The sequence below is a fragment of the Chromobacterium sphagni genome, assembly GCF_001855575.1.
In the GTDB taxonomy this organism is placed as follows: domain Bacteria; phylum Pseudomonadota; class Gammaproteobacteria; order Burkholderiales; family Chromobacteriaceae; genus Chromobacterium; species Chromobacterium sphagni.
In genome coordinates this window covers 1484257-1508651 of the sequence record NZ_MKCS01000001.1, presented here as the reverse complement: position 1 = coordinate 1508651, position 24395 = coordinate 1484257, and the positions used below count along the sequence as shown (strand labels likewise).

Annotated in this window: 25 protein-coding genes; 12 read left to right on the top strand and 13 right to left on the bottom strand. The window is 65.2% G+C overall.

Annotation, left to right across the window (positions count from 1 at the left end; genetic code table 11):
• The first annotated feature begins 194 nt into the window (after positions 1–194).
• Entirely contained in the window at positions 195–1172 is a 978-nt protein-coding gene (locus tag BI347_RS07275) for a SphA family protein (protein ID WP_239690842.1), read from the top strand.
• A 34-nt stretch (positions 1173–1206) separates the two neighbouring features.
• On the opposite strand, the gene BI347_RS07270 is transcribed toward BI347_RS07275, so the two are convergent.
• The 4 genes from BI347_RS07270 to BI347_RS24545 are packed head-to-tail and all read right to left on the bottom strand — an operon-like array spanning position 1207 to position 2458.
• Entirely contained in the window at positions 1207–1779 is a 573-nt protein-coding gene (locus BI347_RS07270) for a DUF4865 family protein (protein WP_071114629.1), read from the bottom strand.
• Entirely contained in the window at positions 1773–2180 is a 408-nt protein-coding gene (locus BI347_RS07265; protein ID WP_071114628.1) for a tautomerase family protein, read from the bottom strand. The genes BI347_RS07270 and BI347_RS07265 overlap by 7 nt, the downstream gene beginning before the upstream one ends.
• A gap of 10 nt (positions 2181–2190) precedes the next feature.
• On the bottom strand, positions 2191–2307 hold the full coding sequence (locus BI347_RS24550; protein WP_239690841.1) for a carboxymuconolactone decarboxylase family protein: 117 nt from the start codon (positions 2305–2307) through the stop codon (positions 2191–2193).
• 4 nt (positions 2308–2311) lie between these two features.
• Entirely contained in the window at positions 2312–2458 is a 147-nt protein-coding gene (locus BI347_RS24545; protein ID WP_239690840.1) for a carboxymuconolactone decarboxylase family protein, read from the bottom strand.
• 106 nt (positions 2459–2564) lie between these two features.
• On the opposite strand from BI347_RS24545, the gene BI347_RS07255 reads away from it, so the two are divergent.
• From BI347_RS07255 to BI347_RS07235, 5 genes are all read left to right on the top strand, one after another.
• Complete coding sequence (locus BI347_RS07255) at positions 2565–3449, top strand: LysR substrate-binding domain-containing protein (protein WP_071114627.1); 885 nt, start codon at positions 2565–2567, stop codon at positions 3447–3449.
• Between the two features lie 101 nt (positions 3450–3550).
• A complete protein-coding gene (rsxB, locus tag BI347_RS07250; RefSeq protein ID WP_071114662.1) occupies positions 3551–4333 on the top strand; it encodes an electron transport complex subunit RsxB in 783 nt (260 codons plus the stop codon).
• Entirely contained in the window at positions 4330–4962 is a 633-nt protein-coding gene (nth, locus tag BI347_RS07245) for an endonuclease III (RefSeq protein WP_071115598.1), read from the top strand. The genes rsxB and nth overlap by 4 nt, the downstream gene beginning before the upstream one ends.
• A gap of 124 nt (positions 4963–5086) precedes the next feature.
• Positions 5087–6547, top strand: a complete 1461-nt coding sequence (locus BI347_RS07240) for a DegQ family serine endoprotease (RefSeq protein WP_071114625.1) — start codon at positions 5087–5089, stop codon at positions 6545–6547.
• Positions 6548–6893: 346 nt separating this feature from the next.
• Positions 6894–7412: a CcdC protein domain-containing protein gene (locus tag BI347_RS07235; RefSeq protein WP_071115597.1), complete on the top strand. Its 519-nt coding sequence runs from the start codon at positions 6894–6896 to the stop codon at positions 7410–7412.
• A gap of 92 nt (positions 7413–7504) precedes the next feature.
• Here the strand turns inward: BI347_RS07235 and BI347_RS07230 are convergent, their stop codons facing one another.
• The 7 genes from BI347_RS07230 to BI347_RS07200 form a co-directional block, all read right to left on the bottom strand.
• Positions 7505–8902, bottom strand: a complete 1398-nt coding sequence (locus tag BI347_RS07230) for a branched-chain amino acid transporter BcaP (RefSeq protein WP_071114623.1) — start codon at positions 8900–8902, stop codon at positions 7505–7507.
• A gap of 269 nt (positions 8903–9171) precedes the next feature.
• On the bottom strand, positions 9172–9621 hold the full coding sequence (locus BI347_RS07225) for a hypothetical protein (RefSeq protein WP_139167187.1): 450 nt from the start codon (positions 9619–9621) through the stop codon (positions 9172–9174).
• Between the two features lie 88 nt (positions 9622–9709).
• Positions 9710–10957: a carbohydrate porin gene (locus tag BI347_RS07220; RefSeq protein ID WP_083338741.1), complete on the bottom strand. Its 1248-nt coding sequence runs from the start codon at positions 10955–10957 to the stop codon at positions 9710–9712.
• Between the two features lie 105 nt (positions 10958–11062).
• The gene (gene treC, locus BI347_RS07215; RefSeq protein ID WP_071115595.1) at positions 11063–12709 is read right to left on the bottom strand and encodes an alpha,alpha-phosphotrehalase; all 1647 of its coding nucleotides are present in this window, start codon (positions 12707–12709) and stop codon (positions 11063–11065) included.
• Positions 12702–14153, bottom strand: coding sequence for a PTS system trehalose-specific EIIBC component (gene treP, locus BI347_RS07210; RefSeq protein WP_071115594.1), 1452 nt, complete (start codon positions 14151–14153; stop codon positions 12702–12704). Before treP ends, treC begins: the two co-directional genes overlap by 8 nt.
• A 482-nt stretch (positions 14154–14635) precedes the next feature.
• On the bottom strand, positions 14636–15340 hold the full coding sequence (treR, locus tag BI347_RS07205; RefSeq protein WP_071115593.1) for a trehalose operon repressor: 705 nt from the start codon (positions 15338–15340) through the stop codon (positions 14636–14638).
• A 58-nt stretch (positions 15341–15398) separates the two neighbouring features.
• Complete coding sequence (locus BI347_RS07200) at positions 15399–16295, bottom strand: LysR family transcriptional regulator (RefSeq protein ID WP_071115592.1); 897 nt, start codon at positions 16293–16295, stop codon at positions 15399–15401.
• Positions 16296–16421: 126 nt separating this feature from the next.
• Between BI347_RS07200 and aceB the strand changes: the two genes are divergently transcribed.
• The 3 genes from aceB (at position 16422) to BI347_RS07185 (ending at position 19563) form a co-directional block, all read left to right on the top strand.
• Positions 16422–18017 carry a malate synthase A gene (aceB, locus tag BI347_RS07195; protein WP_071115591.1) on the top strand — a complete coding sequence of 532 codons (1596 nt, stop codon included), beginning with the start codon at positions 16422–16424 and terminating at the stop codon, positions 18015–18017.
• Positions 18018–18167: 150 nt separating this feature from the next.
• Positions 18168–18860, top strand: a complete 693-nt coding sequence (locus tag BI347_RS07190) for an SIMPL domain-containing protein (RefSeq protein WP_071114616.1) — start codon at positions 18168–18170, stop codon at positions 18858–18860.
• A gap of 91 nt (positions 18861–18951) precedes the next feature.
• A complete protein-coding gene (locus BI347_RS07185; RefSeq protein WP_071114615.1) occupies positions 18952–19563 on the top strand; it encodes a glutathione S-transferase in 612 nt (203 codons plus the stop codon).
• Positions 19564–19627: 64 nt separating this feature from the next.
• Here the strand turns inward: BI347_RS07185 and BI347_RS07180 are convergent, their stop codons facing one another.
• Positions 19628–20314, bottom strand: coding sequence for a DUF1345 domain-containing protein (locus tag BI347_RS07180; protein WP_071114614.1), 687 nt, complete (start codon positions 20312–20314; stop codon positions 19628–19630).
• A 235-nt stretch (positions 20315–20549) separates the two neighbouring features.
• Between BI347_RS07180 and BI347_RS07175 the strand changes: the two genes are divergently transcribed.
• The 3 genes from BI347_RS07175 to BI347_RS07165 all read left to right on the top strand — a co-directional run bounded on the left by BI347_RS07175 (position 20550) and on the right by BI347_RS07165 (position 22629).
• Positions 20550–21320 (top strand): 2OG-Fe dioxygenase family protein, encoded by a 771-nt coding sequence (locus BI347_RS07175; protein WP_204378012.1) that lies wholly within the window; start codon positions 20550–20552, stop codon positions 21318–21320.
• Positions 21321–21414: 94 nt separating this feature from the next.
• Positions 21415–22158, top strand: coding sequence for a substrate-binding periplasmic protein (locus tag BI347_RS07170; protein ID WP_239690839.1), 744 nt, complete (start codon positions 21415–21417; stop codon positions 22156–22158).
• A gap of 75 nt (positions 22159–22233) precedes the next feature.
• Positions 22234–22629, top strand: a complete 396-nt coding sequence (locus tag BI347_RS07165) for a YybH family protein (protein WP_071115589.1) — start codon at positions 22234–22236, stop codon at positions 22627–22629.
• A gap of 41 nt (positions 22630–22670) precedes the next feature.
• Here BI347_RS07165 and BI347_RS07160 read toward each other — a convergent pair whose 3' ends face one another.
• Positions 22671–24299 carry a glycosyltransferase family 4 protein gene (locus BI347_RS07160; protein WP_071115588.1) on the bottom strand — a complete coding sequence of 543 codons (1629 nt, stop codon included), beginning with the start codon at positions 24297–24299 and terminating at the stop codon, positions 22671–22673.
• Between the last annotated feature and the right edge of the window lie 96 nt (positions 24300–24395).

Here is a 24395-nt window from a genome sequence, read left to right as displayed (position 1 = left end):
CATCCAGTCAAGCCGGGGCCGTCAAGCGGCCCCGGCTTTTTTCATCGCGCCCCATCGCGCGGCGCGGCCCCGTCCCTACTATCCGGCATGAGATTGTGCGAAACTCGTCCGGCATAGCCCTGCAGCGCCTCGCCGGCCAAATCTGCCCATTTAGCACTGCGGAACATAAATAAACAGCGTTACCAAGAGTTTTCATGATGAAAAAAAGACTGGCCATCCCATCGCTGGCAAAACATCCGTTGCTGAACGCCTGCCTGGCCGCCTGCTTCCTCTTCGCGGCTCACGCCCATGCCGACGAAGGCGGGATGAGTTTCTGGCAACCCGGCCAAATCGGCACCTTCGCCGCGGTGCCGAACGATCCCGGCCTGTCATGGTCGTTCAGCGCCTACCATGCCGACGCCAACTCGGAGAAAACCCGCAAGAGCCTGCGCGGCCGCACCACGGACTCGCAACTGAGCACGCCGAACGACCTGCTGTTCATTTCACCCACCTACACCTTCGCCACGCCGGTCGCCGGCGCGCAAGCCGCCGTGTCGCTGACCGGGCTCTACGGCCGCGCCGAGGTCTATACCCAGACCAACACCACCAATGCGCGCGGCAAGCCCCGCAGTCAAAGCAGCGACGACTCGCGCGACGGCATCGGCGACCTTTACCCGATGGCGACGCTGAAATGGAACCGGGCAAATCACAATTACCTGGCCTATGCCACCGTGGGCATCCCGGTCGGCGCCTATGATCCGAACCGGGACGCCAATTTGGGCAGCAATCACTGGTCGTACGATGCCGGCGGCGGCTACACCTATCTGAACACCCAATCCGGCACCGAATTCTCCGCGGTGCTGGGCCTCACCCTCAACCAGAAGAACCCTGACACCGACTACCGCAACGGAGCCGACGTCCACCTCGACGTCTCGCTGTCGCAGTTCCTCAACGAAGACTTCCATATCGGCCTGGTCGGCTATGCCTACCACCAGTTGAGCAACGACGACGCCCCCGGCATCGGCAACAAGAACCTGAAATCGCAGGTGGCCGCTCTGGGGCCGCAAGTGGGTTATTTCTTCCCGGTGGGCAAGAAGAAGTGGTACGTCAACCTGAAGGCCTACGACGAATTCGACGCCAAGAACCGCACCTCCGGCTGGAACGCCTGGCTGACGCTGTTCGTGCCGATGTGAACCCGGCGGGACGCGGCATCCGGCATGACCTCGCTCAGTCCCGCCCGCCCGGCGAAATGCGCCCCACCCGGTAAAGCAGGGCGCCAGATGAAGGCATAGCCGCCGGCAACCCCCTCAGCAACAGCAGCCGCGTCAGCGCCCAGCCCGCCGGATCAAACCCCGCCACCGCCGCCAGCACATCCGGCGCGGCCAGTTGCCGGCGGCGCCAGTCGGCCTGGATCGCCCGTTCGGACTCCAGCGCCAGCCCGGCGTCCAGCGGCAGGCGCTCCACCATGGCAAAGCGGGCTGCAGGCACGTCCTCTCGCCACTCCCCGCACCAGGCCAGGCCGCCCTCCACCGCCGGCCGGCCAAAGGCCTCGCACAAACCGGCGAAACCCGGCCCGGAGAGAAAGTCGCGCATGCCTTCCGCCCGCCGCCATAAATAGAACGGCGCATAGCTATTGCTGGCGGATCGGGTTTCCTCATCGCCCTTGGCGCCATACAGATAGGCCTTGAACGCCAGCCCCGGCAGGCCGTCGGTAAGATGGCCGCGCTCAGCGATGCGCTTTTCTATGGCCGACATGGCGTAATCGGCCGGCAGCTGGATCTGGTAGCGCATGGTCAGCATGGCCGCAATTCCTGCGCGCTCAATGTCGAGGCCTGACGGCCATGGCTGAACGACCAGTTCTCCATCTCGCCGTCGGACACCACCACCAGCAGATCGGCCGGCGCCAGACCGGGCGACTCGGCCAGGATCGCCGCCATCCGCGCAAACAGCGCGGCCTTGGCTTCGCCGGTGCGCGGCCTGCCGGTCTGGATGGCCACCAGCGCGAAATCGTCCGAGCGCGGGCCGCCGCCGTAATCGCGGTCGAAGATCAATTCACCCGGCTCATGCTGATGGATGATCTGAAATCGATCGGCCTGCGGCACCGCGAAGCACTCCACCATCGCCTGGTGGACGCCGTCGGCCAGCGCGCGGAGATATTCCGGCGACTTGCCTTTCAATAGGGAAATCCGGGCATAAGGCATATTGCTCTCCTCAGTTCTGTTCCAGGGTTTGCAAGGCGGCGTCGAGCGGCGACAGTGCGGCGGCGGCCGGCCAGCCGGCGTAGAAAGCCAGATGAGTCAGCGTCTCCGCCGGTTCGTCCCGCGTCAAGCCGTTATCCAGGCCGCGGCTCAATGGCGATCTGGCTGCGCTCGCGCCGACTGAGGCCGGGCCGCAGCCAGACGTCGTCAAACAAGGCCTGCTGCGATAACTCCGCCAGCTTGGGCGTCAGCCTGGGCAGGGCTTCGGTGATGGAAAACATCGTGGGCTCCTGAAGAGTGGATCTGCCCTTGCACTGTAATCCGGCGCAACCATCCTGAAAATCAGATATATTTTCATTAATAATTCCAAAAATCAGGACGATAATCATGCGGCGCACCCTACTGGATCTGGATGTGCTGGCCAGCCTAGCCAGCGGCATGGAACTGGGCAGCTTCGCCCGCGCGGCGGACAAGCTGGGACGCTCCAGTTCGGCCGTCAGCGCCCAGATGAAGAAGCTGGAAGAGCAAGCCGGCGTGGCCATCCTGCAAAAGAGCGGCCGCGGCTTGCAGCTGACGCCGGCCGGCGAGGTCCTGCTGTCCTACGCCCGCAGGCTGCTGGAATTGAACGACGAGGCGGTGCTGGCGGTGCGCGGCACCGCGCTGGCGGGCAGCGTGCGGCTGGGTCTGGCCGAAGACTTCGGCGAGAACCTGCTGCCGGAAACGCTGGGCCGCTTCGCTCGCGCCTACCCTGACGTGCACGTGGAGGTGAGAGTGGGCCGCAGCCTGGACCTGGGGCAGGCGCTGCAAAACGGCCAGCTGGATCTGGCCCTGCTATGGATCGATGGGACGGCATGGCCGCATCAGGACAGGCTGGGTCAGGCGCAATTGCACTGGATAGGTACAAAAGAGACGCCCGCCAGAATGGATGGACGGCCGCTGCCATTGATCCTGTTCGACGCGCCCTGCCTGGTGCGGCGACTGGTCTTCGACGCGCTGGACCAGGCCGGCCTCCCCTGGCGAATCGCGGTCAGCGGCAGCAGCCTGGCCGGCTTGTGGTCCGCAGTGCGCGGCGGCCTGGGCCTCAGCGTGCGCTCGACGCTTGGGCTGCCGCCGGATCTGCGCGCGCTGGCTCCGAACGAATGCGGCTTGCCGCCGCTGCCACGGCTGGAGCTGGCGCTGCAGCGGGCGCAGACGCCCCTGCCCGCGGCGGCGGAGCAGTTGCGCCGCATCCTGCTGGACAAGCTGGAGGCGCGGCTGCTGGCGGCCGCTTGAGGCCGCACGCATGACATTCCCGCGCCCCGCCGCAGACCGGGTGTTGAAGGGAAAGCGGCTAGCGACGATAATTAACGGTTTTTCAAATGGAATCCGCCAGCATGCCCGTGATCACCCTAGTCGAACGGATCGACGCCCTCCTGCCCCAGACCCAGTGCGGTCAGTGCGGCCACGCCGGCTGTCGTCCGTACGCCGAGGCGCTGGCGGAGGGCCGCGATCCCATCAACCGCTGCCCGCCGGGCGGCGAAGATGGCATCCGGGCGCTAGCGGAGTTGCTGCGGCAGCCGGCCATTCCGTTTGCGCCGGACGCGCCCCAGCCCAAGCCGCGCGCATTGGCCTATATCCGCGAAGACAGCTGCATAGGCTGTACGCTGTGCATCCAGGCCTGTCCGGTGGATGCCATCGTCGGCGCCGCCAAGCAGATGCACACCGTGATAGCGGCGGAATGCACCGGCTGCGAACTGTGCCTGGCGCCCTGTCCAGTGGACTGCATCGACATGGCGCCGGTGGCCGACCCGGCCGACGACAAACGCGAGCGCGTGATGGCGCGCGCCGGCCAGGCGCGCATGCGCTACCAGCGGCGCCAGACGCGCCAGGCGCGAGAGCAAGCCGACAAAGCCCGTCGCCTGGCCGAGCGCGCCGCCGTTGCCGCCCCGGCTGCCGCCACAGCTCCCGGCCACCAGCCCGCCGCCGCCCAGCCGGCGGCCGAAGCCGAGGACAAGAATGAACTGATACGCCGCGCGATGGAGCGGGCCAAGCAGCAGGCCGCCAGCGCGCCGCCCGCGCTTGCCGCCAACGACAAGATGGCGCTGATACGCGCCGCCATGGAGCGCGCCGCCGCCATGCGCGCCGAACAGGATCAAGCAGACAAGGACAAGAAGTGAACGCCGCCAAACGCAAAGAGATTTTCCAGCGCCTGCGCGACGCCAATCCGCACCCCGCCACCGAACTGGAGTACAGCTCGCCGTTCGAACTGCTGATTTCGGTGCTGCTGTCGGCCCAGGCCACCGACGTCGGCGTCAACAAGGCCACCCGCCGGCTGTATCCGGTGGCCAACACCCCCGCCGCGATGCTGGCGCTGGGCGAGGAAAGCCTGTCCGACTTCATCAAGACCATAGGCCTCTACCGCACCAAGGCGAAGAACGTGATCGCCACCTGTCATCTGCTGCTGGAAAAGCACGGCGGCGAAGTGCCGCAAACGCGCGAGGCGCTGGAGGCGCTGCCTGGGGTGGGCCGCAAAACCGCCAACGTGGTGCTCAACACCGCCTTCGGCCAGCCCACCATCGCCGTGGACACCCACATCTTCCGCGTGTCCAACCGCACCCGGATCGCGCCGGGCAAGGATGTGCGCGAGGTGGAGAACAAACTGGAAAAGTTCGTCCCGTCCGAATTCAAGGTGGATGCCCACCACTGGCTGATCCTGCTTGGCCGCTATGTTTGCAAGGCTCGCAAGCCGGAATGCCAGCGCTGCATCATCGCCGACCTCTGCGAATATCCGGCAAAACCGTTATGATAAAAGCGGAGCGGGAACCGCAGCGCCGATGACAAAGCCGGAATTGCAAAAACTCCGCCACGCCCCCATCTGATGCCAGATGGTCAGACTAAAAGGATTGCCTGTGACTACGAATCTCCGAATCATGGCCGGCGCTCTGCTCGCAGCGTCGTTACTGTCCGGCTGTGACAGGATCGAGCAATTCGTCAAAGGCAGCAGCCAGCCCGCCCCCGTCGCCATACCCGCCCAGCAGGATGGCCGCGTGGCCATGTTGCTGCCGGACTTCACCCAGTTGGTCAGCCGCGATGGCCCGGCGGTGGTCAATATCCAGACCACCCGCGAAAACGCCGCGCCGCAGCAAAGCAGCAATATGCCCTTCCCGGTGCCGGAAGACGACCCGCTGTACGACTTCTTCCGCCGCTTCATGCCCAACCAGCCGCAGCAGCAGGAGCAGACGCCGGAGGAAAGCATTTCCTACGGTTCCGGCTTCATCATCAGCAGCGACGGCTTTGTCCTGACCAACGCCCACGTGGTGGCCGACGGCGGCCAGATCCGCGTGATGCTGACCGACAAACGCGAACTGCGTGCCAAGCTGGTGGGCCTGGACAAGCGTAGCGACGTGGCCCTGCTGAAGGTGGAAGCCGCCGACCTGCCGGTGGCCAAGATAGGCAACCCCGCCGACCTGAAGGTAGGCGAGTGGGTGGCCGCCATCGGCGCGCCGTTCGGCTTCGACAACACCGTCACCGCCGGCATCGTCTCGGCCAAGGGCCGCAGCCTGCCGGACGAAACCCTGGTGCCCTTCATCCAGACCGATGTGGCGATCAACCCCGGCAACTCCGGCGGCCCGCTGTTCAATCTGCGGGGCGAAGTGGTCGGCATCAACTCGCAGATTTACAGCCGTTCCGGCGGCTTCATGGGCATCTCCTTCGCCATCCCGATCGACCTGGCAATGCAGGTGGTGGACCAGTTGAAGACCAAGGGCAAGGTCAGCCGCGGCCAGCTGGGCATCAACATCCAGGAAGTGACGCAGGAGCTGGCGCAATCGTTCGGCCTGCCGCGCCCGGCCGGCGCGCTGGTGGTGCGGGTAGATCCGAAAGGTCCGGCGGCCAAGGCCGGCCTGCAGCCCGGCGACATCATCCTCAAGCTCAACACCCAGGCGATAGACAGCTCCAAGGACCTGCCGATGCTGGTGGGCGCGCTGGGACCGGGCACCAAGATCAAGCTGCTGGTCTGGCGCAAGGGTTTTGAAAAGACGCTGGAAGCCACGCTGGTGGAACAGGCCCCGGATGCCGGCAACCCGACCAAGCCCGCCAACGACACCGTGCCGCAAGGCTACCAGTTCGGCAAGCTGGGCCTGACGCTGTCCGAGCTGACGCCGGAGCAGCGCGCCGACCTGGGCATACACGGCGGCCTGCTGATCCAGAAGGCGCAGGGTCCGGCGGCCCGCTCCGGCCTGCAGCCCGGCGACATCATCATGGGCCTCAACCAGAGCGACATCACCAGCATCAACGCCTTCGAAAAAGCGCTGTCCGGCGCCGGCGGCCATGCCGCGCTGCTGGTGAAGCGCGGCGAATCGGTGCTGTTCATCGCGCTGCGCACCGACTAAGCCGCGCCGTCCGCCCCTGGCGCAAGCAAACGCCGTCCGCGTCCCAGCGGGCGGCATTTTTGCTTTTTCCCGCCCCCTGCGCGCAGCCATATTCGCCACAGCGTCCAGTCGGATAGCCGACAACCAGTCCCGCCAATAGCACCCGCCGTCCCGGCTCCGGGTTATGGCAAGCCTGCCGCCTGTCATGACATATGGGAGTATAAACTTCCGACAACGCCCCCTGCGCAGACACGGCCGGCTTCCATCCGGCACAGCGCGCCTCATCGCGACGGGACGGCCGCCATCGCATCCGGCGCGCAGCCCAGGCTGCCGCCAAATTGAAACCACCGGACACGCTCGCCACAATATGACAACTCTCGCCATCCATCCGTCCCTGCTCCCCTCGCTGGGCATCGCCGCGCTGGTTGTCTGGCGACTGTACTCGCGCATACGCCGCATGGTGGGGCGGCAACGGCTGTCGCCCGTCCGTCCGTGGCTGACCGTGGCCGTCTTTCCCATCTTGCTCGTTTATCTGGCGCAGGCATCGCTGGGACAGCCGGAAAAATTGCTGATGCTGCTGGCAGGCGCGGTCATCGGCACGCGGTTGGGCCGCTACGGAATACGGTTGACGAAGTTCGAGGCCTCGGAGCAAGGCCGCTTTTACACGCCCAGCGCACACCTGGGCATTGCGCTGTCGCTGCTGTTCATCGGCCGCATCGTCTACCGCCTGGCCGGGCTCTACCTGTCCGGCGGCTCGCTCTCCTCGCCGCCCTCGGGCTTCATCGCCCACCCGGTCACCTTGCTGATCTTCGCCACCTTGGCCGGCTACTACGTCTCCTACGCCGTCGGCCTGCTGCGCTGGGCGCGCTCGCTGGCCAAGGCCTGAACCGCGCCGCCCCCGCGCTGCAGATGAAAAAAGCGAAACCGCCATCGGTCTCGCCTTTTTCACATCTGCCGGCCGATGGCCGGAGAAAGAGATCACGCCGGATTATGCAGCAGCGAATTGCGCCGCGAGTAGCCGAAGTACACCACCAGACCGATCACCAGCCAGGCGGCGAAGCAGGTCCAGGTGAGCAGCGACAGCTGGGTCATCAGAAACCCGCAGCACAAGATCGCCAGCGCCGGGATGGTCGGCACCGCCGGGCAGACGAACTTGCGCGGCAGGTTCGGTTCGCGTTTCCTCAGCACGATCACCGACAGCGCGATCAGCGAGAAGGCGGCCAGCGTCCCGATGTTGACCAGCTCAGCCAGCGTGTGCAGCGGCACGAAACCGGCCAACAGCGCGATGATGGAGCCGATCAGCCAGGTAGCCTTGTACGGCGTGCCATACTTGGGATTTACCTCGGAGAAGATCTTGGGCAGCAGGCCGTCGCGCGACATCGCCAGCAGGATGCGGGTCTGGCCATAGGTCATCACCAGGATCACCGTCATCATGCCCAGGATGGCGCCCAGGTCGACGAAGCCGGCGAACCAGTCCAGCTTGGCGACCTGCAGCGCAAGCGATACTGGATGGTCGACCCCGGCGAACTGCATATAGGGCACGATGCCGGTCATGATGGCGGCCACCACCACGTACAGGATGGAACATACCGCCAGCGACCAGATCACCCCGCGCGGGATGTCCTTGGCCGGGTTCTTCACTTCTTCCGCCGCGCAGGTGACGGCGTCGAAGCCGATGAAGCTGAAGAACACGATGGCGGCGCCGTGGAACACGCCGGAGAAGCCGAACGGCAGCGCCGGCTGCCAGTTGACCGGCTTGACGTGCCACACGCCGATGGCGATGAACAGCAGCACCACCGCCACCTTGATCAGCACCACGATATTGTTGACGCGCTTGGATTCCTTGATGCCGAAGGCCAACAGCGCGGTGATGATCATCGCGATGCAGAAGGCTGGCAGGTTGAACAGGGTATCCTTGCCCGGCACCGAGCCGGCGGCGGCGGTCAGCGCCTGCGGCAGCTTGACGCCGAAGCCGGACAACAGGCTTTGGAAGTAGCCGGACCAGCCGACCGACACCGCCGAAGAGGCCAGCAGGTATTCCAGCAGCAGGTCCCAGCCTATGATCCAGGCGATCAGCTCGCCCAGCGTGGCGTAGGCATAGGTGTAGGTGGAGCCGGAAATCGGCAGCATCGAGGCGAATTCGGCGTAGCACATGGCGGCGAAGCCGCAGGCGAAGGCGCTGATCACAAACGACAGCACCAGGCCGGGGCCGGCGATGGTCGCGCCGGTGCCGGTGAGCACGAAGATGCCGGTGCCGATGATGGCGCCGATGCCCAACATGGTAAGGTCAAACGCGGAGAGCTCTTTTCGCAGCCCGCGCGAAGTCTGAGCGGTTTCCAGCATGCCCTGGACGCTCTTCTTGCGCATCAAACTCATTGTCTACTATCCCGTATGTCGCCGATACCGGCCCGCTCGCGGCAACGCGTGGCTGCATAGGGCGGAAACGACGAGACGCCCGCTGTCCAGGCGGGCGCCTCATGCACGGATTCGGCTGTTGTGATCTGATTTGTCCCTCCGCCGCTGCCCCGTCGTTTGCAGGTCATGTCAGCGAAGGTTTCCGATAGTACAGCAGGACGCCATGGCGACAATACGGGAAATCCGCAATGGCTTACAACCTAAAAATCATTAGTCATAACCAAGACTTCTTACGGAAGTGGCATCCTGTCCAGCAAGCGGCGCGCCGCCTGCTCCAGCCGTTGCCGCCGGTTGTCGCCCTCCCCCAGCCGCTCCCGCCCCTGCCAGAACACCGCGCCATCAGCCGTCTTCACCGTCAAGGCCAGCGCCGGCCAGCTTTCCAGCCGGTACGGCGGCTGTCCCCAATAGCCGTCGTAGCGCCAGTCCATCGGCTGCGCCACCCATTGCTGATCCGTCTCCTCAGTGAAACATAGCCGCCAAGCCGGCGCCGCGCCCTCCTCCAGCCCGCGCAAGGACAAGCGCGTCGCCAGCCAGTCATGCCAACTGTCGGCGGCGTCCGCCGCCGGCAGGCACTCCAGCTTGACGCCGAACAACGTCGGCGCCGCCACGACGGGTTCAGCCCGCATCCCGCCGCTCAGCCCCAGCAGCACCGCCCCGCAAACCAATAAGTGCTTTCTCATTGCCGACTCCGGTAAACAGCCCATCCATTACAGACCAGCCACCGGCGCCAAAGTGCCGCCCCGGAGAACATCCAGCGGGCGGCGCAGCCTACCACCAGGCCTCGATCTGCACGCCGAAAGTGTTGGCGCGGGTCTTGCCGCCCACCGCGAAGGTGGTGAGATTGGCTTGGGCGGCGGCGCTGTTCCAGTCGTAGCGGCTGGCGTACAGGCGAAGCTCCGGCCGCGACCAGAAATCGGCATTCGGCGAGAAGGCCAGCGCCAGCGTGGCCTTGTTCAAGCGCTGCAGCGGCTGATTGTCGATGTCGCGGCTGGTCAGGCCCACTTCGGTCAGCAGCTTGACGTTGGCGGCCAGGCCGTAGGACAAGCGCCCGCCGAATGTCGCGTCGCGGTAGCGGGCCGCGTTGTCCGGCGCCGTGGTCTGCCAGCCCAGCACCGCCTGGCCTCCGAAGCGGCCGCGCTGCCAGTCCAGCGCCTCGGCGATGCGGTTTTGCCGCGCGCCGGCCTGCGCCGCGCCCTCGCTGTCCAGATTGTAGAACTCGCCGGACAGCGAGGCGTGGCCGCTGGACGTTTGCAGGAACAAGGAATGGTTGACGCCCTGGGCCAGAAAATCTTTCTGGTTGTGCAACAAGCCCAGCGCCGCCCCAGGCTTGCCGATGGCGAAGTCGCCGCTCACCGCGGCGCCGGTCAGCGTCAGCTTGCCGCCGGGATTGGTCGCTATGCCGGTCAGCTGGAAGTTTGCGCGGCGCGCGTTGTTGGGCACGGCGTTGTTGTTGGCGTAGCTGCCCGACGAGTACACCGCCAGATTGAGCTTCGCCTTGCCGACGGCGACGCCGTCCACGCCGGCGCCGTAGTTGTCGCCGTCCTGCATCAGCCAATTGTCCAGGATATGGATGTCCTGAATGCGGTGGTAGCGCTGGCCGGCCCATAGCGTCAGGCTGGGCGCGAACTCCAGAGCGCTGATGTAGCCGTAGATCTGCGAGGCGCCGGCCTTGCCGTTGTAGATGGTGGGCATCACGTAGGCGCCCCAGCTCACGCCATTGCTTAGCGTCCATTTCCTGCCTACGCCGAACTCAATATAAGTGTCGCCCTCGTTGCCCAGGCGGAAATGCTGCAGGTCGCCGCCCAGCTGGTACTGGCCCTTGGGCTGGCCATCGGAGCTGGAATAGAAGCCGCTGCGCAGGTAGCCATCAAACTGCCATCCCATATCCTGCAAGGCCTTGGCCATCGCCGCGCTCAATGGCTCGGCGCCAGGCGCCGGCGCGTCGTCCGCCCATGCCGGCAAGGCCAATGCCGAGCGCAACGCGCAAGCCAGCCGGATCCATCGTTTCGTCCTCATCTTCGTCTCCTGGTTCTTGGTGTTGTCTTGCCTTGCCTGGGCGCGGGCAAGGCTCCGCCCTGCCGGCGCTCGGGCTGGCATGGCGGGTCGGGCTCAAGGATGGAGTCAGCGGGCCGGCGGCGCCGCGCGGTACAGCAAGGAATGCCAGGGCCGCAACTGGCCGTCACTGGACGGCGGATAGTTGGACAGCAACAGCTCAAGCCGCCAGCCGGACGGAACCGTTCCCTCCTGCAGGCGGTAGCGCACGCTGTCGTCGCCGAAGTGGCTGACCACGATCAGCATCTCGTCGCGGGCGGCGCGGGCGTACACCCACAGGCTGGGATGCTCCGGCGTCAGGCAGCGGTAGTCGCCGTCGGCGAATGCCGGGTACTGTTTGCGCAGCGCAATCAGCGCGCGGTAGTGGTGCAGCACCGAATCCCTGTCGCCGATGGCGGCGGCCACATTGACCATGCCCGCGTCCGGCGCCACGCCTATCCACGGCTCGGCCGCGCTGAAGCCGGCGTTGGCGCTGTCGTCCCACTGCATGGGCGTGCGGGCGTTGTCGCGCGAGCGCCGGCGTATCACTTCCATCGCCTCGGCGTCGGCATAGCCCTCCGCCAGCAGCTGGCGATAGGCGTTCAGGCTTTCCACGTCGCGCAATTGGCCGATGTCGGCGAAGCCGGGATTGGCCATGCCTATCTCCTCGCCCTGGTAGATATAGGGCGTGCCCTGCAGTCCATGCAGCGCGGTGGCCAGCATCTTGGCGGACTCAGTGCGCCAGCGGCCATCGTCGCCGAAACGGGACAGCGCGCGCGGCTGGTCGTGGTTGCACCAGAACAGCGCGTTCCAGCCGCCGCCCGCGTGCATGCCCTGCTGCCAGTCGGACAGGATGCGCTTGAAGGCGATGAAGTCCAGCTCGCCCAGCCGCCACTTCCGGCCGTCCGGGTAGTCCGCTTTCAGATGGTGGAAGTTGAAGGTCATCGCCAGCTCGCGCCGGTCCGGCCGCGAGTAATCGACGCAATGCGCCAGCGAGGTGGACGACATCTCCCCCACCGTCAACAGCTCATGCCCGGCAAACACTTCGCGGTGCATTTCCTGCAGGTATTCGTGCACGCGCGGGCCGTCGGTATAGAAGTGGCGGCCGTCGCTGTCGTCCTCGGAAAAGGCCGGGTCCTTGGAAATCAGGTTGATCACGTCCAGCCGGAAGCCGGCCACGCCCTTGTCGCGCCAGAAACGCATCATTTCGAACACCGCCTGGCGCACGCGCGGGTTGTCCCAGTTGAGGTCGGCCTGGGTCTTGTCGAACAGGTGCAGATAGTACTGGCCGCTATGCGCATCGTACTCCCAGGCGCTGCCGCCGAACTTGGATTGCCAGTTGTTGGGCGCGTCGCGCCAGATGTAGAAGTCGCGGTAGGGATTGTCGCGCCCCTGCCGCGCCTGGCGGAACCATTCATGCTCGGTGGACGTGTGGTTGACCACGATGTCCAGCATGATGCCCATGCCCAGCCGCCGCGCCTCGGCCAGCAGCAGCTCGAAGTCCGCCATGCTGCCGTAGGCCGGATCGATGCTGTAGTAGTCGCTGACGTCGTAGCCGTTGTCGTGCTGCGGCGAGCGGTAGAACGGCGTCAGCCACAGATAGTCCACGCCCAGCCAGGCCAGGTAGTCCAGCCGGTCCGCCACGCCCAAGAGGTCGCCGGTGGGGCCATTGCGGTGGCTGCTGAAGCTCTTGGGATAGATCTGGTACACCACCGCCTGCTTCATGTCCTTACGCATGACGGGCCGCCTCCTGCCCGGCGGCGGCCAGCTGGCGGCGCGCCAGCAGCCAGGTCAGGCCGAATGGGACGACCAGCGCCACCAGAGTGCCGGCCAGGAACAGCGGGATATGCTGCGGAATGATGGAAATGAAGGCCGGCAACCCTCCCACGCCGATGGCGGACGCCTTCACCTGGCCGGCGGTGATCAGCATCGCGGCGCAGGCCGACCCGGCCAGCGCGGCGTAGAAGGGCAGCTTGTAGCGCAGATTGACGCCGAACATCGCCGGCTCGGTGATGCCGAAGAAGGCAGAGACGGCCGAGGTGGAAGCCATGCTCTTCTCGTTGGCGCTGTTGGCCAGCCAGAACATCGCCAGCGCCGCGCTGCCCTGGGCGATATTGGACAAGGCTATCATCGGCCAGATGAAGGTGCCGCCCTGGTTGGCGATCAGTTGCAGGTCCACCGCGATGAACATGTGGTGCATGCCGGTCAGCACCAGCGGCGCGTACAGCGCGCCGAACAGCAGCGCGCCCAGCCACGGCGCCAGATTGAACACATACACCAGCGCGTCGGTGACGGCGATGCCCAGGTGGCGCGCCAGCGGGCCTATCACCGCCAGCGCCAGCACGCCGCTGACCACGATGGTGGCGATGGGCACCATCAAGAGTTGCGCCGCGTTGGGCACCCGCGGCCGCAGCCATTGCTCCACCCGGCACATCACCCAGGTGGCGGCCAGGATGGGCAGGATCTGGCCCTGGTAGCCCACCTTCTCTATCTTCAAGCCGAAGATGTCGAAGTAAGGCAGCGCGGCGCCGTCCAGCCCGGCCGCCGCCTTGCCGTAGTTCCAAGCGTTGAGCAAATCCGGATGCACCAGCAGCAGCCCCAGCACGATGCCCAGGATTTCGCTGCCGCCGAAGCGCTTGGCGGCCGACCAGCCCACCAGCGCCGGCAGGAACACGAAGGAAGTGTTGGCCATCATATTGATCAGCCCCCACAGCCCGGACAGGCCCGGATAGGCGTCCAGCAGGCTCTGGTTCGCCAGGAACATGCCCTTGGCGCCCAGCAGATTGTTCACCCCCATCAGCAGGCCCGCGACGATGATGGCCGGCAGTATCGGCATGAACACGTCGGAAAACACCTTCACCAGCTGCTGCAGCCGGTTCTGCCGCTGATCGCCGCTGGCCTTGACGTCGGCGATGGTGGCGCGGGCGATGCCGGCCTGGCTCACCAGCTCGGCGTAGACGCGGTCGACGTCGCCGGAGCCGATGACGATCTGGAACACCCCGGCGTTGCTGAACTGCCCCTTCACCAGCGCCACCTGGCGCAAATCCTGCTGCCGCACCAGGCTTTCGTCCTTCAACGAGATGCGCAGCCGGGTGATGCAATGGGCGGCCTGGCGGATATTGTCCGCCCCGCCGATGTTTTCCAGTATTTGCGCGGCAATCCGCCGATAGTCGTGGCTCATCGTCTCTCCCTGTTCCTGCGCGGCGCGGGCCGGCCTTGCCGACACCATGCCGCAAACCCGCCTGGGTGCGGCGGCTGTTTTGGTGGCAACTGTCGGGAAATTAACTCGTACATACCAGTTGGTCAATACTCGTACATACGAGTTAGCCAAATATCAAGTCGACTGCCGGTATTTCGCAACAGTACAAAAAGGAGCAGCCCGGGCAGATGGCTCTGCGCCGGGCCGTTAGGCGAGTAGAAAGGGTAGACAAGGGCGCAATACTCCCACATTCGAATCGTTGGCCGTCAGCCGCCCATCCCCCTTCGGCTGTTTTGTCGGAGTTTCTCGGGCCACGGGGGCCGTCTAGGGTTGCAAGGGAACTGTCCCGCCAGTTCCCTTACCCGTCCGGCGGGCGGAACCGCCAGCAAAATCATCGTCCGCGCGGCGGACTCAATATCGATAAAAGCCGAAAGGAGAATGCGGTCGCAAGGAAAGGCCCGCCCTCACCGCCGCGCGATATCGGTGAAGTAGAACTTGTCCAGCCTATGGCGCGACTCTGTGTATTCGAACAGCCGGCCGTCGTAGAGGTGGGTCAGGTTTTTGACCACGATCACGTGGTCCATGCCGTTCAGGTCCAGATAGCGGCGGTCGTCGTCGTTGCAGGGCTGGGCCTCGATGATGCGCTGCGCGTAGCTGATGGTCAGCCCCAGATCCTGCTCGATATAGTGGTAGATGGAGCCAGCGGCGATGTCTCCGGTCAGACCGGGAATCAGCTCGGCGACAAAATAGTTGATGTCCAGAATCACGTTTTCGCCGTCGATGTTGCGCACCCGCTTGATCTTGACCAGCGGTGCGCCTTCGGCCAGCCGCATGGCCTTGCTCAGCGCGGCGTCGGCCGCCACTTCCGCCAGTTCCACCACTTGCGATTCCACTTTGCGCCCCATGCGCTCGTTCATCTCCTGGAAGCTGACGATGCCGCTGAGCTGGAATTCGATATTGCCCGGCTTGAGCACGAACACGCCCTTGCCGTGTATCTTCTGCACATAGCCGCGCTCCTGCAGCATGTCCACCGCCTTGCGCACGGTGCCGCGGCTGGCCTCGTAGCTGAGCATCAGCTCGGACTCGGACGGAATCTTGTCATCCTGGACGAAGCGCTGGTTGTCGATGTCTGCGACGATGTCGGAATAGATCTGATGGTATTTGTTCATTGTTTTCATTCGCCCGGCCCCTGGCAGCCCCGTACCTTAGCAAGAGGCGGCGGCGGACTCAATCCCAATAACCCGGCGCGGCGTAGGCGGCACGCAGGTGCTCGACGAAGTGGCGCACCCGCGCCGGCAGCAGCCGCCGTTGCGGCACCACCGCGTACACCGGGTAGTCCGGCGACGAAAAGTCGTCCAGCACCGTCGCCAGCCGGCCTTCGGACAAGTCGTCCTTCACCTCCCACAAGGAACGCCAGGCCAGACCCAGTCCCTGCAGCGCCCAGTCGTGCAGCACCGCGCCGTCGTTGCACTCCAGGCTGCCAGACACTTTCAGGTTTACTGCCTGGCCATCGCGGACAAAACTCCAGCCGCGGCTCTGGCTTTCACCCAGCGACAGGCAGTTGTGCCGGGCCAGATCCTCCAGCGCGCGCGGCACGCCGCGCGAGGCCAGATAGGCCGGGGCCGCCACCACCACGCGGCGGTTTTCCGCCAGCCGCATCGCCACCAGCGCGGAGTCGGCCAGATCGGAAATGCGGATCGCGCAATCGATGCGGTCGCGCGACAGGTCCACCAGCCGGTCGGACAGGTCCAGCGTCACCTTCACCTCTGGATGCAGGCGCTGAAAGGCGGCGACATGCGGCGCCACGTGGCGGCGGCCGAAGCCGGCCGGCGCCGATAGCCGCAGGTGGCCGCGCGCCTTGCCGCTGCCGGACGCCACCGCCGCCTCAGCCTCTGACAAATCGGCCAGGATGCGCTGGCAATCCTCATAGAAGGTTTCGCCTTCCTGGGTCAGCGTCACCCGGCGAGTGGTGCGCGCCAACAGGCGCACGCCCAGCCTCCCCTCCAGCGCGTCCAGCCGCCGCCCCACCATGGCCGGCACCACGCCCTGCTGCCTGGCGGCGGCGGACAAGCTGCCCAGCGCCACCACCGCGACAAAGGTCTCCAGCTGTTTCAGCTCGCCCATTACTTACCTTAAAGTAAAAAATGTTATGCGTTTAATGTCATTTCTTTTTACTAGGCTGGCGAATAGACTGTCAAACATTGCATTGCAGCACATGGTCATTCCATCTTTCCACTCAGGAGCACGCGCATGGCAGTCACCCTTCCGCAGGGCGTGGAAGTCCTCGCCCCCATCACCCCGGCCTACAGCGAAATCCTCACCCCGCAGGCGCTGGAATTCGTCGCCAAACTGCACCGCCGCTTCGAGCAGACCCGCCGCGGGCTGCTGGCCGCGCGCGCGGCGCGCCAGGCCGAGCTCGACGCCGGCAAGCTGCCGGACTTTCTGCCGGAAACCGCCGCCGTGCGCGCCGGCGACTGGAAAATCGCCCCGCTGCCGGCCGACCTGCTGGACCGCCGCGTCGAAATCACCGGCCCGGTGGAGCGCAAGATGATGATCAACGCGCTCAACTCCGGCGCCAAGAGCTTCATGGCCGACTTTGAGGACTCCAACTGCCCCAGCTGGGACAATCAGATCGCCGGTCAGATCAACGTCCGCGACGCCTACCGCAAAACCATTTCCTACCTCAGCCCGGAAGGCAAGCCGTACCGGCTTAACGACAGCGTCGCCACCCTGCTGCTGCGTCCGCGCGGCTGGCACCTGATGGAAAAGCACGTCAAGGTGGACGGCGAAATCGTTTCCGGCGCGCTGTTCGACTTCGGCCTGTCCTTCTTCCACAACATCGAATTCCTGCGCGAGCAGGGCAGCGCCACCTATTACTACCTGCCCAAGATGGAAAGCCATCTGGAGGCGCGGCTGTGGAACGAGGTGTTCGTGTTCGCCCAGGACCAGTTGGCCATCCCGCAAGGCAGCATCAAGGCCACCGTGCTGATCGAGACCATCCTCGCAGCTTTCGAGATGGACGAAATCCTGTACGAACTGCGCGAGCACTCCGCCGGCCTCAACGCCGGCCGCTGGGACTACATCTTCAGCTGCATCAAGAAATTCCGGCAGAACCGCGACTTCTGCCTGGCCAACCGCGCCCAGATCACCATGACGGTGCCCTTCATGCGTTCCTACGCGCTATTGCTGCTGAAGACCTGCCACCAGCGCAACGCGCCGGCGATAGGCGGCATGGCGGCGCTGATCCCGATCAAGAACGACGCCGCCGCCAATGAGAAGGCGCTGGCCGGCGTCAAGGCCGACAAGGACCGCGACGCCACCGACGGCTACGACGGCGGCTGGGTGGCCCACCCGGGCCTGGTGCCCATCGCCAACGAGGCCTTCACCAGCGTGCTGGGCAAGGAACCCAACCAGATCTGCAAGCAGCGTCCGGACGTCAGCGTCAGCGCGGCCGACCTGCTCAACTTCCAGCCGGAAACGCCGATCACCGAGGCCGGCCTGGCGATGAACATCAACGTCGGCATCCAGTACCTGGGATCGTGGATATCGGGCAACGGCTGCGTGCCTATCCACAATCTGATGGAAGACGCCGCCACCGCCGAAATCTCGCGCTCGCAGATCTGGCAATGGCTGCGCAGCCCCAAGGGCGTGCTGGACGATGGCCGCAAGGTGACGCTGGAGCTGTTCCGCGAGCTGCAGGCCCGCGAGGTGGCCAAGCTGAAGGGCGAATACGGCGCCCGCTGGAGCAAGCAGTATGAAGACGCGGCGAAGATGTTCGACCTTTTGACCACCTCCGACGACTTCGTCGAGTTCCTCACCCTGCCAGGCTACGAATACATAGACTGAGGCAGCCGCGCCACACCCTGTCCGAACGGCCCTTTATCGGCCGTTCGGCATTTCCGCTCGGCCATTTTCACACTGCCGGCGCGGAACCAGCCCTTGCCAAGCGGATCGAAGCGGAGTCTACTTCCAGCCACACTTCGCCAAGGAGCCAAAATGAAAAAATCCCGCCTGAAGCCCATGCTTTTGTGCTGCCTGCTGACCACCGCCGCGCCGCTGGCCGCCGCAGAAGGTATCCAGCTCAACTTGTCGGCCAGCGCCCAGCGCGACATCGCCAACGACCAGATCAGCGCCACCCTGTATGTGCAACAAAGCAACAGCCAGGCCGCGGTGCTGGCCGACAGGCTGAACAAGGCCACCGCCAACGGCCTGGCCCAGGGCCGCGCCTACGGCCATGTGCAGCTGTCAAGCGGCAGCTACAGCACCTGGCCCAGCTATGACAAGAACGGCAAGATCACCGGCTGGCAGGGCCGCTCCGAAATCCAGCTCAAGAGCAAGGACTTCACCCAGGCCGCAGAGCTGATCGCCAAATTGCAACAGACAATGCTGCTGGAGGGCGTGCAGTTCGGCGTCTCCGACGAGGCCCGCCGCAACGCCGAACAGGGCATGATCCCCGAAGCCATCGCCAGCCTGAAAAACCAGGCGGAAGTGGCCGCGCGCGCGCTGGGCAAGAACGCCGTCAGCATCCAGCAGCTTGACATCGGCCAGCAGAACCATGGCTTCCGGCCTCCGGTGATGATGATGAAATCCGCGATGGCATCCGGCGAGGCCAATGTCAGCCAACCTGATCTGCAGCCGGGGCAAACCCAGCTGCAACTGCAGGTCAGCGGCAAGGTCGAACTCAAGTAAGGCTTTCAGCCCCGGCCGGCTTGCGCTAAAGTAAGCTCTGGTCGGCCCTAGGGCCGACGCCTCCCTCCGACTTCTCGCCATCGCCTCGAACATGAAACTGATCGCTTCTTTGACCAGCCCTTACGCCCGCAAGGTCCGCATCGTGCTGGCTGAAAAGAAAATCGACTGCCCGCTTGAGGAGGACACGCCCTGGAGCGAGGACAGCCGCGTCCCGGAATTCAACCCCCTGGGCAAGGTGCCGGCGCTGGAACTGGACGACGGTTCCACGCTGTACGACTCGCGCGTCATCGTCGAATACCTGGACAACAGCTCGCCGGTTTCGCGGCTGCTGCCGCAGGACAATCGCCAGCTGATAGGCACCCGGCGCTGGGAAGCGCTGGCCGACGGCATCATAGACGCGATGGTCGCCATCGTGCTGGAGCGCCGCCGCCCGCCGGAAAAGCAGATGGAGGAAGTGGTGGAACGCCAGCGCGGCAAGATCGTCCGCGGCTTGCAAACCCTGTCGCAGGATCTGGGGGAGAAACCATGGTGCACCAGCAACGGCTACAGCCTGGCCGACATCGCGGTGGGCTGCTGCCTGGGCTATCTGGACTTCCGCGCGCCGGAACTGGACTGGCGCGCCAGCCATCCCAACCTGGACGCGCTGCTGCAAAGGCTGTCCACCCGCCAGTCCTTCATCGACACCGAGCCGCCCGACGCCTGAGCCGCAGGCCGACGATAGAAAACGCCACCGCTTGCCGGTGGCGTTTTGCCTTGCGCCGGCCGGCTCAGATCAATCCGGCGGCGATATTGATCATCAGCGCCAGCACGGTGGCGTTGAAGAAGAAGGACAACACGCAATGCGCGGTGCCGGTGCGGCGCTGGCGGCTATCGGTGAAGCTGACGTCGGCGGTCTGGCCGGAGGTGCCTATGATGAAGGCGAAATAGAGGAAGTCGGCGTAATCCGGCAACCGGGTGCCGGGAAACTCCAGCCCGCCCGATCCGCCGCGCGCATGCTCGGCATAAAAATTGCGCGCGTAATGCAGCGCGAACATCACATGGGTGAACGCCCACGACGACAGCAACGTCATCACCGCCAGCAGAATGTGCGCGCCGCGCAGCCAGCCATGCATGTCCTTGACCACCGCCAGCTCCATCACGATGGCCGCCAGGCTGGCGATCGCCGCCAGCACCACCAGCAGCATCACCAGCCACTGGCCCTCGTCCTCCAGCCGCGCCCAATGGCGGATCTGCTGCTGACGCGGACCGAACATCATCCAGGCCACCAAGGCCAGATACAGCCAGGCGCCGGCGTTCCAGCCGACGATGTAGCGGGTGACGTCGTGCATCGCGACGAGATAGGGCAGGCACAACACCACCAACAGGCCGAACAGCGCCGACCACACCAGCCTGGGCCTGGCCAGCAGCATGCGGATGACGATGAAACGGCGGACGACAGGAAACCAGAGGCTCATAAGGCTGTTTCACTCCTTGTAATCTGATGGAACCATAATGCCGGCAACGCTTGCGGCACGGCCATCTTGCAGCATTGCGCAACTTCAGCCAAGCCATGGCGGGCTCTTCAGGTATTTATTCATGTCACAACTGTTTTGCATGGAAACGTGCAATTCAATTTAAATAAAATTGTTTGTTTTTTCATGCATTTGTCGCAGAATCAGTAAACAAATGACAAGAACCGGGGAGACAAAGATGACAACAGCACTCAGCGCCGCCCAGCTGCACACGCTGCAAAATCAGGACATTCAACTGGAAACTCTGTGCCAGCGCATGGCGCGCCAGGATTTCTGCCTGCTGCCGGCCCAGCTGTCGCGCAGCCTGCTGCTCCAGCACGATCCGGACGGGCTGGCCGACTGGACCGCATTCCAAGACAGCTGGAACCATCTGCAGCAGGACAAATTCATGGCCGACGGCGGCAGCTACCGCCAGCGGCTGCACGCTACCCTCAGCGCCGAACCGTCGGCGCGGCGCGCCCGGGCCGAAGCTCACCAGCCCCATTATCAAAGCCGGCAGTACAACCCGCTCAACGGCGGCGTTGCCCGCCACTTCGAGCCGATACGCAACGAGATCCTGCTGGGGGCCACCATGCAGTCGGTGCTGGGCCTGGGCTGCGCAGTGTTCGGCAAGCTGGCCCCCTATACCCACTGGCATATCGAGGCCCACCAGTTCCGCATCGAAGCCCGCAACCGCCAGCATGGCAAGCCCACCCCCGAAGGCATACACCGCGACGGCGTGCACTTCCTGCTGATGATGATGGTGCGGCGGAGCAATCTGGTGAACGGCGCCACCGAACTCTACGACCTGGAGCACCAGCCTATGGCCGAATTCACGCTCAGCGATCCGCTGGATATCGCCCTGGTCAACGACGAACGCGTGCTGCACGGCGTCACCCCGGTGGCGCAACTGGACCCCGGCCGCGAAGGTACCCGCGACGTGCTGCTTCTGAGTTTCCGCCGCCGCTGAAGCCATCTCGCCGCCGCCGCCAAAATGGTAATCTTGCTTTCCTATGCTGTCAGTCATAACAGCAAGGGCAATGGGCGGGATAGGGGGAAACACAGTGGCCAGAAATATCGCGATGCTGATAGCGGCGGCATGCTGCTGCAGCGGCACCGCCGCGGCAACAGACATTCACGCCTATACCGAGGATGTGCCGCCGCTCAACTATCTTGATGGCGGCAGCATAAAAGGATACTCGACCGAAGTGCTGCGACTGGTGGCCAAGGAGGCCGGCCTGAGCCTCGACATCGATGCCCTGCCCTGGCTGCGGGCCTACGCCAAAGTCGAGGAAACACCGGACACGCTGCTATACACCATCGTGCGCACGCCGGAGCGCGAGCAGCAATTCCTCTGGGTCGGCCCCATCGGCCCGCGCCGCATCTACCTGTACCGGCTGGCGGCGCGCGACGACATCCGCATCGCTTCGCAGAACGATCTGCAGCGCTACCACAATGGCGCGCTGGCCGGCTCGGCCGCGGCCAATCAGCTCGCCGCGCAGGGCTTGCAGTCGGGCAGCGCGCTGGATATCGGCCGCAGCGACGCCACCAACCTGAAAAAACTGCAACTGGGACGCCTGGATCTGGTGGCCATGCTGGATTGGGCGATGGCCTGGCAGCTGCGCCTGCAAAGGGAGCCGGAAAAATCGGTCACCCCCGCGCTGCTGCTGGACGGCAAGCGGGAATACTGGTTCGCGCTGAACCGGAAAACGCCGCCGGAGCGGATCAGGCGGCTGCAGGACGCGCTCAACCGCATCCGCGCCGATGGCCGTCTCCAAGCCATCCGCCGCCACTACCGCAGCGACTGACGCGGCGCGGCCCCTTGCCGAAAATGTCAAACGCATTTACCGTGAATCCGGTATTGAACCCATCCAGGACCCCAGATGCACAACCATCCCATCGCCCGGCTGGTCGCCGCCGCCGACGCGGCCATCAACGCGGAAGACTTTGACCGGCTGCTGGATTTCTACGCCGACGACGCCGTGCTGGTGATCCGTCCCGGGCAGAACGCCAGCGGCAAGGCGCAGATCCGCCAGGCTTTCGTCGCCATCGCCGCCTACTTCAACCACAGCCTGCAGGTGACCCAGGACGCGCTGCACATCCTGCAAAACGGCAATACCGCGCTGGTGCTGGCCAAAACCCGCATCAGGTCGGATCAGCTGGGTGAAACCTGCCGCGACGCCACCTATGTGTTCGGCCTGGACGCCAATGGCGACTGGCGCTGCACCATAGACAACTCCTACGGCCACCGGCTGCTGGACCAGCCGCAGCCGGCATGAGCGAATCCGGCGCTGCCTATCCTAGCCAGGAGGCGCCGGTATCACCCCGCCAGCCGCAACAGGCCGTATTTGAGCAGCCAGCCCAGTTGGTAGTCGATATGGTCGGCGGCCACCGGCAATTGGCCCTGCACCATGCGCCGGATCGATGCCGCCGTCTGCGGCCCGGCCAGCAGCGCCTGCACCGTGTGGCTGAGCAGCTCGCCGCTGCCCAGCAGCGCCACTTCGGCATAGGTGGCCGGCATCGGCAGCTCGGCGCGCAGGATGGCATGCGCCAACGCGGTCAACTCCAACATCAACTCATCCGCCAGATGGCGCGTCGGGTAGTCGTGGAAGATGGCCGACATGGCCGGCCTGCCCTGCGCCGCCGCCGGCGGCAATCCGGCCGCGTCGGCCTCGCGCTTGAGCTGGCGCCAGGCCGCGTCGTAGCCCTGGATCACCGCGCGCCAGGAATATTCCGCCTGCGCCACGGCCCGTCCGCGCTCGCCCATCTGCCGACGCAAAGCGGGATTGTCGGCCAGCGCCATCAACCGCCGGCCAAACGCATCCATGTCCAGCGCCACGCCTTGGGCATAGATCAGCGAGGACAGGTTGGGCTCCAGCACCTCCAGCATATCGCCCACCACTTGCGGCGGCCGGGTGGCCAGGGTGGGAATGCGGAAGCCGGTATCGCCATCGCGCACCAGGTCGCGGTAGCCGTCGAAATCGGACGCCACCACCGGCAAACCGGCAGCCATCGCCTCGATGATGGAGATGCCGAAGGTTTCCTGGAAATTGTCCACCGGCGACACGAACACCTCGGCCGCGCTCAGCAGCGCGTGCTTGTCGGCGTCGCTGACCGGCCCGAGCACGGCTACCGCGCCTTCCAACCTCAACTCCGCCACCACCTGCCTGAGATTGTCCAGATCGCTGGCCGAAGCACCGCCGGCCAGCAGCAGCCGCCAGTCGGTGCCCGGCCCCTCCAGCCGCAAGCGGGCCAGCAGATACAGCATCGGCACCAGGTCGGCCTTGGTGGCGGCCGACAGCCTGCCGACATAGAGCAGATAGAAGCCGCCATCCGCCAGGCCCAGCTGCTTGCGGCTGGCGGCGCGGTCGCGCCGGGTGAAATACTCCTCGTCCACGCCCAATGGCAGCAACCGGCAGGCTGGCCGGCTGCCGGTGCCGCCCGCCATCGCGTGATCGAGATGGCGCTCCACCACCCCCATGCCCAGCGTGGAGGTGCAGAACAGCGCGTCCCCCGGCAGCAGCGGCGCGGCGGCCAGCGCCGCCACTTTGTCGAACATGTCGCCGCCGTTCAGGCTGTGGATCGGTGCGGTCAGGGGCAGCGGATGGCTGGCATGGCGCGCGCGCAGGCGCGCCATCTTGGACAGATACCAGTACCAGTCGCCCAGGTGGAAAGCGGAAAAGTCGGTGCGCGACAGCGCGTCCGGCACATTGAAATGATGGGACAACACCACCTTGGACAGCAGCGCGTCGTCGACGCAGGCCTCCAGCCGCTGCTGCACCAGCTTCAGGTTGTCCAGCGTGGGGCAGAACAGATGGAATTCGTCGAAATCCGCATAACGCAGCAAGGCCTGCAGAAAACCGAAGTTGGCAACCAGCCGCCCCAGCTTGAGATCGGCTTCCGGGCTTTCCACAAAAGAATCGATGCTGCCGAACACCCGCTTGCCCATTGCGCCTCCTGGCTATCCATTCAGCGCCGCAGTCTGGGCCGCGCCGGCGCCGAAAGGACCGGCGCGGCGCTATTGTCCACCAGCGCGCCCGGCGCT